Source organism: Halolactibacillus miurensis, assembly GCF_900116255.1.
Lineage (GTDB): Bacteria > Bacillota > Bacilli > Bacillales > Amphibacillaceae > Halolactibacillus > Halolactibacillus miurensis.
The window spans coordinates 1-11,374 of record NZ_FPAI01000047.1; the positions used below are offsets into that span (position 1 = coordinate 1).

Consider the following 11,374-nt stretch of genomic DNA (forward strand, 5'->3'; position numbering starts at 1 on the left):
ATTCATCTTGAAACAAATAGTAAAGAGACTTATCTAAAGATTACACGCTTACTAAAAGCAAGTTTATGGGATTCTCCTGATATGTGGATAAGTGCGATTCAAGGGAAATCAGTGCCGTGAAGCATCTAACTAACTATCTGTCACTCTGAATTTTAAAATAGTTAAAAAACGGATGATCACTACCTTTATTCGGATGCTTCCTTTTTTGTCAAAAAAATAATTGAAACTCGTTCGGAATATTCTAATTATATTTATGCGACGCTAGTGAAATGGCGTGAATTTTAATGTTTCTATCGTCTCGGTACTCAAGATTACCACCCATTTCCGCATGAGTATATTCAAAGGCCATCAGACCCTTGGTGTATTAAAATTCGTCAAAAGAAAGTTGCTGAGGTAATAGCGCATGATAAGAGGTATACTTTTTCGATTCTTTCGTAATAACCGTTGCGGGAGACGAGGTCATATTCTGAGCATTATCTTTTAAAGACTGTGCTTATGCCGCCTTGGTTAATACACGTACTTTCGTATATTTTTCAACAAGAGCTGTTATCGTCGTAAACGTCTTTCCACAGACCTTACTCTTAAAGCATTATGTCTCATTTTTAATACCACAAAAAGCGCAAGTTGTTAGTGTATGGGGTAGCTTTCCCTCTACATAGCAACACGACTTTCCTTTTACTTTATCATCATAAAGACATCCTTCTTCAAAAGTTATATTTGGATCTTGAATATCAAGCAACATTCGATGGTCATTTCACATAGTGATGAGACGGATATTTTTGTTCGCCAACGTCATTCACCAAAAAAACGACAGTGCTTAGTCTGTCGTTTCTGTTTCAGTTTGTTCATCTGTTTGGTTTGTATCGATTGAAGTCAAGATTGTTATGAGTTGACTCGCTTCGGTTTGAACTTGATCTAATGTTGTTTGCGTCGTTATTTTCGTACCACCGATGCCAACTTGTAATTCATAGTCAGACTCTAATGGACGTAAGTAAATATAACCGAAGTAATCTTCACCTTCAAACGATTGTAAATAAGTTGTATCTTCTAATACCTCAAGTGACTCATAGTACGTGCGACTTTGTTTATCTTCGAATGGGTTATGAAAGAGTAAATACAGTTGATCCGTTTGTCTTATGACAACATTCGTCTCATCATTGCTGTCAATTTTATAACCTTCCGGTAAATAAAGTGAGAAATACGTTAAGGTTTGATTTGGCTCGTGTACTTGTTGGTCAAATTGTGTTGTCGCAACTTGTTCAAGTTCGGTGATCACTTCTGACTCTGAGGGTCCACAAGCTACAAGCACTAATGACAGTCCAATTAAAATAATATATAACATGCGTTTCATAAATAGGTCTCCCTTGTATAGTAAGTTTTGTAGTTTATAGCTTAGTTTACGTCTTCATAACGCTAACCATAGTCTACTATACCTTGATTCTCATTAACGTCAAGTAAGGACACGTGATTTACACACAATTGTTATCTATTTGTCATATTAACAGTAACATCTGTTAAATTTATTGTTGAATTAATTTTGCCAAGTATTGACCTTTTAACTGAAGTAATACATGTTCAAACATTTTATCCCGCGTGATGAGACCATCAGTAAAAATACCAATTGCCCCTTGGTGATGGCGGATGTGATGATCTTGAGTATATTTTTCCATGACATCACCTAATTCAATCCCTGGTTTTAAAGCATCAGCTATGGGTGAGGGAATCGGCACCCGCGCCCCACTTGCGACATAAATCTGATGTGTTTCATCAGTTAAAGCGCCCCAATTTGTTAAATAGAGTTGTCCTTTTATCTCCATTATTCCACCTTCTAAGCCAATGCCAATCCCATGTTCAAGCGTGTTACGAGAAAAAATAGACCGGTTAATGGCGCCTGTCAGCGTTTCCTGGTCTGAAAAAGGTTGAGCGCTCACATCAGAAGGCGCATCCGTTGTATGAATGACGGCGTCCTTAAATACTTCCATTACGGCTTGTTGCTTGGCTTTATTTTTTGAACCTAATACGATTTCCATACGATCATTCCTCATTTTCACATTTTTTATATCAAGCAAAAAGAGTAGGAGCCCCTACTCTTTTAAGATTAGTACGTTGTCAACGTATCAATCGTTGTTTGATCCGTGTTTTTCACTAATGTTGTAATCAGTTCTTTCGCTGCTGCATAATCATCTACATGAATAATCGATCCATGCGTATGAATATAACGTGAGCAAATACCCACAACAGCTGATGGAACACCTTTATTAGCTAAATGTACCCGTCCAGCATCCGTTCCACCTTGTGAAATAAAATATTGGTACGGAATATCATTGGATTCAGCTGTATCTAATACAAAGTCGCGCAATCCGTGATGCGTGATCATGCTCTTATCAAAGATACGTAGCAGCGCACCCTTACCTAATTGGCCAAATTCCTTATCATCACCAGACATATCATTCGCTGGAGATGCATCTAAGGCATAAAAAATATCTGGGTCAATCATATTGGCCGCTACTTGCGCTCCCCTTAACCCAACTTCTTCTTGAACAGTTGCACCAGAATAGAGTGTATTTGGTAACGTATCATTTTTTAATTCTTTTAATAAGTCAATCGCGAGGCCACAACCATAACGATTGTCCCAAGCCTTTGCTAAGATTTTTTTCTCATTTGCCATCGGGGTAAATGGCATGACTGGTAAGATTGATTGGCCTGGCTTAATTCCGATGTTTTTCGCATCAGCTTCATCATCCGCTCCAATATCAATCAGCATGTTTTTCATTTCCATTGGCTTCTGACGCTGTTCTGGCGTTAAATTATGTGGAGGAATCGAACCAATCACACCGATGACCGGACCGTTGTCTGTTATAACTTGAACGCGTTGGGCAAGCATAACTTGATTCCACCAACCACCTAATGGCTGAAAACGAATCATCCCGTTTTTCGTGATTTGAGTGACCATAAAACCTACTTCATCCATATGACCCGCCACCATCACTTTAGGTCCATTCCCGTGTTTTACACCAAAAACGCCACCTAATTTGTCATAAATAAGTTTATCACTATACTTACTTAACTCTTCTTTCATATACGCGCGTACACGCGATTCGTCACCAGGCGCACCAGGTAATTCTGTTAATGTTTTAAACATGTCTAATGTCTCTTTATTCAATCGTCTAGACCTCCCAATTTTCATTTCCTTTTCTATTGTACCGAATTTGAAGTGAATTTGCTAGGTCTAGAAGTAGAACCAACGTCTTAGGATTAACATCTCTAAGACAGAGACATTTGCATCCCTGTAAAACAATAACGAAAATATTAGATTCCATTTTTCAAACAGCTAAAAATAGGTTATACTGTCAATGAGACTAAAAAGTTGAGGTGATTGTTCATGAAGCAATGTAAAAAAATACTCTTTGCACTTGGCGTTGGTACACTGTTAGGTTACACAATTAAAAGTCAGTTAGATGCCATGCCGATTAAGCCTGAGCATGCGCTTAAACGTGCAAAAGAACGTTTTAAGGAAGCAGGACCTGTCAGCGGTTCATGGATTTATATGAAAACTGAAACATTAGCATTACACGGTTTAAACTATACCGTTTATCGCGGGGGTATTACCCGTACGGAAAATGATGTACATACACAGTATGAGTTCTATGTTGATGCTTATACAGGTGTGATTGTTGACACAAAAATTACTAATTAAACACTAAAGCCTACGGTCAATGACCGTAGGCTTTTTTCTTGAAAAAGAAAAAAAGCACATGCTGTTAGACATATACTTTTCTCTGTCGTTGTTATGATTTAAAAGATGCTTCTACTCGGTAGATAGGATGACCACGCTTTGAGAACTTCTCCTCATATTCTGTCATCACATTAAGCGGATCGTTGTCTTCATGTAAGTCTAAACTCACATCATCAATCAGCATATTAAAGTGTGAAAAACTCATTAAACTGTATTCAAATAAACCACGATTATCCGTTTTAAATACAAGTTTACTATCAGATTTTAATACCTGTTGGTACTGAGTTAAGAAGGTATGATAAGTGAGTCGTCTTTTTTCGTGGCGATTTTTCGGCCATGGATCAGAAAAATTTAAATAAATTTGATCGATTTCATGATCTTCAAACAAATCGCGTAAATCACTTGCATCAAAATTTAGCAATTTAACATTTTTCGGTTGTTCTTCCACTGCCTTTTCTACCGCACTGACAATAATACTTTTAGCAAGTTCAATCGCAATAAAGTTAATATCGGGGTGTTGTTTCGCCATACCCATCACAAAGCGACCTTTGCCTGCCCCAATTTCTAAATGAATGGGTTGGTCATTGCCAAACACGTCACGCCACTTGCCTTTTTTATCTAATGGGTTTAAGATGACGTACTCAGGATGTTCCTGTAAATAATCATCAGCCCATGGTTTATGTCTTGCTCGCATGAGTGAGTCTCACCTTTCTCTTACTAAACGCATTGCGCGTGTTAATATATCGTTAATTTCTTGTTCTTTTACCATTGCATCTTCAACGGTTTGTAATTGATGAAAATCGATAATAGCTTCATATAACATATACCAATGCATCCGAATAGCTAAATTCTGGTCTTCTGTCACACCATAGTGATGAAGCCACGTATCCCACTCTGGTTCAGGGATATAGCGTTGGAATAACATGCCTAAATCAATAGCTGGATCACCTATTTCAGCATTATCCCAATCAATCAAATATAATTCACCTTTATCAGTAAATAACCAATTATTATGATTTAAATCACAGTGACAGACAACTGGTTTCACACCAATGACTTGATTTAAATGAGCATCCATAAATTGAATCGCTCGCTTAATAACGAGATATTTGGTATGACCGGATGATTGCGACAGCATCATTTGCTTCAATTCTCGGAATAATTCCATCGGATTCATTGCTTTTTTGCCCATACGGGTCAACATATCAAGTAGTTCGGTTGAATGATGAATGCGACCTAATAATTCAGCCACCTTTGGATGTTGTAGCACCTCTGGATTTAACTCACTGCCATCTAACCATTCTTGGGCAGTGATGACGTCACCATTTTCTAAACGCTTTGTCCAAACAAGTTTAGGAACAATACCTTGCGCAGATAACACGGCTAAAAATGGTGAAGAATTTCTTTTCAAGAATAACCGTTTATTCTCTGACTGAGCAAAATAAGCTTCACCCGTTGCTCCACCTGCAGATTCAATTGTCCATTCATCGCCTAACATATACTGCACAATGCATACTCCTTTCACTTCATTTGACAAAAATAGCGTCAAATAGCCATTTTATTTAAGAAAACACTATACCTAGATTAACCTATTGAGGGGGTAAAAATCAAGCGTTATTTATTCCCAGTTGAACTGGTCTGTCTCTTCCCTTTGCCATTCCGGACGATTAAAACTAACCGTATCACTAAAAGATAAAAGGGCACCGATTGCTTTTAGTTGTTTATGCTTTAATGTTGTCTTTAGTTGGCGTTGCTTCAATAACCATGCCTCATGTTGCTCTTTATCAATATAGACCGTTTGAAACGGCTCTAAATGGTAGTCAATGGCATTACTTCTTGAGAGCACCATTTTCGTCACAGGCATATCGACTTCTTTATATTTTAAAATACTTTTCACAATCTTATCCGTTCGTTTTAATGATAATAATGGGCTTATAAAGTTGCTTCTAACAGACCGTTCTTCTTTTTGCCATTGGCGATCATCACCTGCGATAATTTTTGTCTCTGAAGAAAACTCTACTAATTTAATGATATAAATATCAAACGGCGTAACAACGATAATATCTGCTTCAACTTCCGCTTTTTTTAAACGAAAGATGGGATGATACATCACTAAATACGTATCTGGAAACCGCTGCAATAAATATTTCAGTACTAAATCATCTTCGTAGACACGATCAATAAACGACATTTGGGTAATGGTTGATGATGCCCATTTTAATTGAAATTGATAGAGCTGATTTAAGTAATAGACTTTTAATTGATCTTCTGTTTGTGGTAAAGCATGAAGCGGTTCATCCTCAATGTCCGTTTCATCCGTTTCCTTTTTTCTTTTACGCCACTGATTAAAAAATGACGTTGGCTCTTTTACTTCTTCAATCTGTTCAGGTACTTTAGGATTTTCAAATGCCTGTCGTAACTGTTGCCATTGCTCTTGTTTCAAGCGAATATATTGACTTGGATAATGAAAGGGATCTTGTTCATATCGTGATATATAATTTTCTAATTTGATTAATTGAGCCATTGTCACACTCCTCTCGCTAAAACGGCACTATCTAATCGGTATGTCATAAACAACCCTATAGGTCGGTATCTTGTTTGGTTCTATTTTATATAAGGCCACACTGATAGGTCTTACATCAATCGGGAAGGAAGTAGCCATTAACGTCCGATTGATACGTGACAAAACATTTTCTTTATTCCACGGTGTTTGACACTTTTTTGCTAAGGTGACGTGTGGACGAAATGGCCGTTGTGCTGTTGGAAATCCTTTTAAGCTTAATTCTTCTTGGATCGACTCATATAAATTGCGTAGGACATCCGTTTCTTTTGGCTCTAAGTAAAGAACTCTGTAACCGCCCGATTGACCAAAACCATTAATATGAGAAAAGGTTAATGATAGCGGTGGAATAGCTAATCGTTTCATTATGTTCATCACTGCTTCTTTGTCTTCTAGTGGACCAAAGAAATGTAACGTTAAATGATAATCAACATAATCCACCCATCTTTTATAACTGTCTTCTATGATTATTTCTTTCACATATTGACTTACTTGATGAATCCTGTCATGTGTTTTCTTATTAAATCGAAGGGCTAAGAAATAATGCGTCATATACCCACCTCTTCTTCTATTAAGAAATCATTAATTTTCATTGAAAGTGTAGAATTTTTATTAAAAACGGTGTAAAATATAGTTAAAAGAGATTAAGAACACCACAGGATTCATTAATTTGATATAGGGAGTGGTTTTTTGAGTCAATCTACAAACCGGATGCTAACTCGCGTAAAAGCCGTCTATCTTTTTATTAAAGAGAACGGACCCGTTTCAACGACAGAGATTGCCAATGAGTTTGAGATTACTGACCGGACAGCGCAACGTGATTTACACGTTTTAAGCTATAACGGTCTGGTCCAGAGTCCGCATAAGGGACAATGGGATGTGACGAAAAAGAAAGTGAAGATCTCTTAATCGCCACAACATTATACTGCGTAACACGCTGTCTAACTTGGCAGCTTATTTTTTTGTCTTATTTTAGACCTCTTAAATAAGATAGTTCTTCCTCTGTTAACTCACGATATTCCCCTAATTCAAGCGAAGGATCTAGTTCTAATTCGCCCATCTTTAATCGCTTTAAATAGGTCACTTGTTTACCAACAGCTTCGAACATGCGCTTCACTTGATGAAATTTCCCTTCTGAAATAACTAGTTCAATTTCTGATGTCTCGCTACTATTAAGAATGGTCAATTCAGCAGGCTTCGTCTGATAGCCATCATCTAATGTCACGCCATGTTTAAAGGCGACGATGTCGGATTCAGTAACGTAACCTGCGACGGTCGCATAGTATCGTTTACCAACATCTTTTTTCGGTGACAGTAATTGATGCGCAAGTTTACCATCATTCGTTAATAACAGTAAACCTTCGGTATCCTTATCTAGACGGCCGACAGGAAAGGGTGACCTTACTTGGTCCGCTAATTCCAATAAATCAATTACCGTCTCATCACGCGTATCTTCTGTTGCGCTAACGACACCAGGTGGTTTATTTAACATAAAATAGACAAATTCTTGGTATTGTAGTTTTTCACCTAACACTTCCACTGCATCAAGTGTCGGATCCACATGTTCTTTTGGTTGTTTAACCTCCAAACCATTCACCGTCACTTGTCCTTTTTTGAGTAATTGTTTTACTTCTTTTCGTGAACCATAGCCTGAGTTGGCTAATAACTTATCAATTCGCATGTGTGACTCCTTCGTTGATTCAATATTTATATATTTATATTTGTTATACATCCATCATATTAGAAAAAGCGTTCTAATCTCTTAATCCGCTCACCCATCACACGCTCTAACAATGTCGAGCGATAACTGAACCACAGATAAATATAGGCCCCTACTGTGACCGCTGGTATTAAAATCAAGATGCTGCTTAAACGCCCATCGGTATAGTTAACCCATTGTGACATAACGAATTGTACAGCTAGAACAGCCATCGACATAAACCCAGCAAAAATCAACATAAGACTGGAACGTTTCAGTAAAGCTTTTAATGGGAACGCAATCGCCCGTCGAATTCTGAATAAATTACTGATGACTGTACCTAAAGAAGCGATCCACGTAGAAATAACTGCCCCTACTGGTCCGAAAGCCATCATCAATGGAATGTTTAAGACAGCTTTTAACACTAGGCCAATCCCTAGGCTATAGAGCGCAAACCGTTGCTGATTGATACTCTGTAAAATCGATGATGTCACAGTAAATAGCGCGAAAAATAACGCGACCGGCGCATACCAACCAAGGATTTCACCATTAAATGTTATGAAATCGTTGATACCATAAAAGGCGCCCCAAATTTGATTCGATAATAAGCTCATCCCTACGACTGCTGGTAAAATAAGCAACATAATCACCTGAAGTGACTGATTAATTTGTTGATATAATCGCGGGCGATTGTTTTCAACAAATGATTTTGTCAGTGTTGGTAAGCTTGATAGGGACATGCCTGTTGCTAACGTAATCGGAATCATAATTAATTTATGTCCGTATAAATTAATGTTTGAAAAAGCATTGTCCACTTCTAATTGTGTTAGGCCTGCATCTAGTAACGTACGCGAGAACGTAATCGCATCAATTTGTTGATACAACGGAATGGCCAGCCCCACAAAAACAAACGGGCCTGCATATTGAAACAGTTCAATAAAGAGTTCTTTATTTGATAACTTCACTGGTCTTACCCGCTGTTGTTCAATGTAGTGGTTTAAGTGATGCTTTCTTTTGTTCCAGTACAGTATTAATACAAACAAGCTGGCAAGCGCACCAATAAAGGCGGAGAACGTTGCAAACCCAACTGCTGTCACCGTCGTTCCATCAAAAACATTGAGAACCATATAAACACTGATGAGTAAAAAAGCAATGCGAACGATTTGTTCAATCACTTGTGAGATAGCTGTTGGACCCATGGACTGGAAGCCTTGAAAAAAGCCTCGCGTAATACTCATCGATGGAATAATAAGGAGCGCAAAACTGACCATCTTAATCACCATGGCAACATCATCGACCGTAATGCCTTCAGCATTATCTGGAATATAAATCTTGGCTAACAGGTTAGCACCAAAAAAGAGGAGTAAAAAAGCCACAATACCTGTGACAAACATGAGTCGTAAGGCCATATTATACATGCGTCTGCTTGTTTTATAATCCCCCAATGAATTGTACTTCGCAACAAATTTTGACACGGCTAAAGGAATTCCTACCGTTGACAGACTTATAAAGATGGTATAAGGACCGTAAGCTAATCCATATAGTTTTCCCCCAGTTGCACCGACTAAGCTTTCAAACGGGATCGTATAAAGCATTCCTAATAGCTTTGAAATAAACGAGGCACCCGTTAACAATAAAGTTCCCCGTAACATCGTATTCTTCGACATATTTTCACCTATTCTTTAAAAAATTCATCAGTCATTTGACATACATACATATTTTATCACAAAACAGGTGATAACTATATCAAAAAAGTAAACCTATAATCAAACACTTAGTTACTAGTTTTTTTACGTAGGGTTTGATAGAATAAGACCATTGGTCATAAACAAACTTTTTGACGTGACGTCTCATAGGCGCACGTTTTTCATTGCACAAAAATAATCGTTTGAGGATCTGTGACTTGATTTAACTATAACGGAGGTTTAAATATGAAGACAAATGTAGTTGTTATAGGTGGTGGCCCGAGTGGATTGATGGCAGCCATTGCGGCTAGTGAGCAAGGGGTTGACACCATTTTAATTGAGAAAGGAAAGAAACTTGGTAAAAAGTTGGCGATTTCTGGTGGTGGGCGCTGCAATGTTACTAGCCGCCTACCTAAAGATGAAATTATCAAACATATTCCTGGAAATGGGCGGTTTTTATATAGTGCTTTTTCTGTCTTTGATAATGAAGATATTATTCAATTTTTCACTGATTTAGGAGTAGAACTTAAAGAAGAAGACCATGGCCGGATGTTTCCTGTCAGCAATCAGTCGAAAGATGTCGTGAACGCATTAATTAATCAACTGGCAAAGCAAGGAGTAAAAGTCATGACGGAAACAAAAGTTACCGCCATTGATTACGGTGAGGATACCCATACTATCATCTTAGAAGATGGTCGGAAAATTACCACGAAATCTGTCGTAGTCGCGGTTGGTGGAAAAGCGGTTCCACACACGGGCTCTACAGGAGATGGCTACCCGTGGGCTAAAAAAGCGGGACACACGATCACCGATCTTTATCCTACCGAAGTGCCTCTTTTATCCAATCAATCCTTTATTAAAAATAAAACGTTACAAGGTCTTGCTTTGCGCGATGTTGCTTTAACGGTGAAAGATGCTAGCGGAAAACATGTGGTGACCCACCAAATGGACATGTTGTTTACGCATTTTGGCTTTTCTGGCCCCGCTGTTCTTCGCTGTTCACAATATGTGGTGAAATTATTAAAGCAAGGACAAAAACACGTCTCATTATTCATTGATGCTTTACCTACTGAAACAGAAGAGCAACTTTTTGATGAACTGACCAAAAGGATTACGGACTCCCCTAAAAAAGCCATCAAAACTATTTTAAAAGGTTTGATGCCAGAACGGTACCTGCACTTTATTTTAGAAAAAAATGCGATTGATTTAGATTTAAAAGGAGCCAATATTTCCAATGAACAATTGCGTCTTTTCATCCATGACGTGAAACACTTTGAACTAAAAGCAATTGGTTCTTTACCACTTGAAAAGGCCTTTGTGACAGGTGGTGGCGTGTCTATTAAGGAAGTTAATCCAACGACACTTGAGTCAAAACTGATGCCACGGTTATTTTTCTCTGGTGAGATTCTCGATATCCATGGCTATACTGGTGGCTACAATATTACAGCAGCACTCGTGACTGGACATAATGCCGGTCAAAACGCGGCTTGGCTTAGTTTTTAATTCGATCTCTTTACGATTAACCACCGTGTTAATTGTAAAGAGTTTTTTAATAGAAAACACAAAAAAACTTCAAGAATTTAATCTTGAAGTTTCCATTTGCTTAGCGACGTCCTACTCTCGCGGGGCTTAAGCCCAACTACCATCGGCGCTGAAGAGCTTAACTACTGTGTTCGGCATGGGAACAGGTGTGA

Annotated in this window: 12 protein-coding genes and 1 rRNA gene; 3 read left to right on the forward strand and 10 right to left on the reverse strand. The window is 38.1% G+C overall.

The genetic code is table 11. The features are described 5' to 3' along the window. Positions 1–817: 817 nt before the first annotated feature. From BM390_RS14885 to BM390_RS14895, 3 genes are all read right to left on the reverse strand, one after another. Complete coding sequence (locus BM390_RS14885) at positions 818–1,351, reverse strand: hypothetical protein (RefSeq protein ID WP_062323823.1); 534 nt, start codon at positions 1,349–1,351, stop codon at positions 818–820. Between the two features lie 169 nt (positions 1,352–1,520). Continuing rightward, entirely contained in the window at positions 1,521–2,030 is a 510-nt protein-coding gene (locus BM390_RS14890; RefSeq protein ID WP_062323821.1) for a DUF84 family protein, read from the reverse strand. A 68-nt stretch (positions 2,031–2,098) separates the two neighbouring features. Then, positions 2,099–3,163: a M42 family metallopeptidase gene (locus BM390_RS14895; RefSeq protein ID WP_062323819.1), complete on the reverse strand. Its 1,065-nt coding sequence runs from the start codon at positions 3,161–3,163 to the stop codon at positions 2,099–2,101. Between the two features lie 219 nt (positions 3,164–3,382). On the opposite strand from BM390_RS14895, the gene BM390_RS14900 reads away from it, so the two are divergent. Next, a complete protein-coding gene (locus tag BM390_RS14900) occupies positions 3,383–3,697 on the forward strand; it encodes a PepSY domain-containing protein (RefSeq protein ID WP_062323817.1) in 315 nt (104 codons plus the stop codon). Between the two features lie 91 nt (positions 3,698–3,788). On the opposite strand, the gene trmB is transcribed toward BM390_RS14900, so the two are convergent. The 4 genes from trmB to thpR all read right to left on the reverse strand — a co-directional run bounded on the left by trmB (position 3,789) and on the right by thpR (position 6,848). Then, entirely contained in the window at positions 3,789–4,430 is a 642-nt protein-coding gene (trmB, locus tag BM390_RS14905; RefSeq protein WP_062323815.1) for a tRNA (guanosine(46)-N7)-methyltransferase TrmB, read from the reverse strand. Between the two features lie 9 nt (positions 4,431–4,439). After that, complete coding sequence (locus tag BM390_RS14910) at positions 4,440–5,243, reverse strand: phosphotransferase family protein (protein WP_371859895.1); 804 nt, start codon at positions 5,241–5,243, stop codon at positions 4,440–4,442. Positions 5,244–5,354: 111 nt separating this feature from the next. Then, the gene (locus BM390_RS14915; RefSeq protein ID WP_062323812.1) at positions 5,355–6,260 is read right to left on the reverse strand and encodes a nuclease-related domain-containing protein; all 906 of its coding nucleotides are present in this window, start codon (positions 6,258–6,260) and stop codon (positions 5,355–5,357) included. A gap of 27 nt (positions 6,261–6,287) precedes the next feature. After that, positions 6,288–6,848, reverse strand: a complete 561-nt coding sequence (gene thpR / locus BM390_RS14920; RefSeq protein ID WP_062323810.1) for an RNA 2',3'-cyclic phosphodiesterase — start codon at positions 6,846–6,848, stop codon at positions 6,288–6,290. A 138-nt stretch (positions 6,849–6,986) separates the two neighbouring features. On the opposite strand from thpR, the gene BM390_RS14925 reads away from it, so the two are divergent. Next, on the forward strand, positions 6,987–7,205 hold the full coding sequence (locus BM390_RS14925; RefSeq protein WP_082394595.1) for an HTH domain-containing protein: 219 nt from the start codon (positions 6,987–6,989) through the stop codon (positions 7,203–7,205). 58 nt (positions 7,206–7,263) lie between these two features. Here BM390_RS14925 and BM390_RS14930 read toward each other — a convergent pair whose 3' ends face one another. Together BM390_RS14930 and BM390_RS14935 are read right to left on the reverse strand one after the other, a co-directional pair. Continuing rightward, positions 7,264–7,977, reverse strand: a complete 714-nt coding sequence (locus tag BM390_RS14930) for a pseudouridine synthase (protein WP_089855712.1) — start codon at positions 7,975–7,977, stop codon at positions 7,264–7,266. A gap of 59 nt (positions 7,978–8,036) precedes the next feature. Continuing rightward, positions 8,037–9,662, reverse strand: coding sequence for a putative polysaccharide biosynthesis protein (locus BM390_RS14935; RefSeq protein WP_062323808.1), 1,626 nt, complete (start codon positions 9,660–9,662; stop codon positions 8,037–8,039). A gap of 264 nt (positions 9,663–9,926) precedes the next feature. Between BM390_RS14935 and BM390_RS14940 the strand changes: the two genes are divergently transcribed. Then, a complete protein-coding gene (locus BM390_RS14940) occupies positions 9,927–11,183 on the forward strand; it encodes a BaiN/RdsA family NAD(P)/FAD-dependent oxidoreductase (protein WP_089855715.1) in 1,257 nt (418 codons plus the stop codon). Positions 11,184–11,281: 98 nt separating this feature from the next. Here BM390_RS14940 and rrf read toward each other — a convergent pair. Further along, positions 11,282–11,374: ribosomal RNA gene (rrf, locus tag BM390_RS14945) — 5S ribosomal RNA — on the reverse strand; the annotation flags it as partial.

Excerpts from the sequence above, each read along its gene's own strand:
- BM390_RS14890 (WP_062323821.1), bottom strand. The coding sequence starts at position 2,030 with ATGGAAATCGTATTAGGTTCAAAAAATAAAGCCAAGCAACAAGCCGTA.
- BM390_RS14930 (WP_089855712.1), bottom strand. The coding sequence starts at position 7,977 with ATGCGAATTGATAAGTTATTAGCCAACTCAGGCTATGGTTCACGAAAA.
- BM390_RS14940 (WP_089855715.1), top strand. The coding sequence starts at position 9,927 with ATGAAGACAAATGTAGTTGTTATAGGTGGTGGCCCGAGTGGATTGATG.
- BM390_RS14935 (WP_062323808.1), bottom strand. The coding sequence starts at position 9,662 with ATGTCGAAGAATACGATGTTACGGGGAACTTTATTGTTAACGGGTGCC.
- thpR (WP_062323810.1), bottom strand. The coding sequence starts at position 6,848 with ATGACGCATTATTTCTTAGCCCTTCGATTTAATAAGAAAACACATGAC.
- BM390_RS14900 (WP_062323817.1), top strand. The coding sequence starts at position 3,383 with ATGAAGCAATGTAAAAAAATACTCTTTGCACTTGGCGTTGGTACACTG.
- BM390_RS14885 (WP_062323823.1), bottom strand. The coding sequence starts at position 1,351 with ATGAAACGCATGTTATATATTATTTTAATTGGACTGTCATTAGTGCTT.
- trmB (WP_062323815.1), bottom strand. The coding sequence starts at position 4,430 with ATGCGAGCAAGACATAAACCATGGGCTGATGATTATTTACAGGAACAT.
- BM390_RS14915 (WP_062323812.1), bottom strand. The coding sequence starts at position 6,260 with ATGGCTCAATTAATCAAATTAGAAAATTATATATCACGATATGAACAA.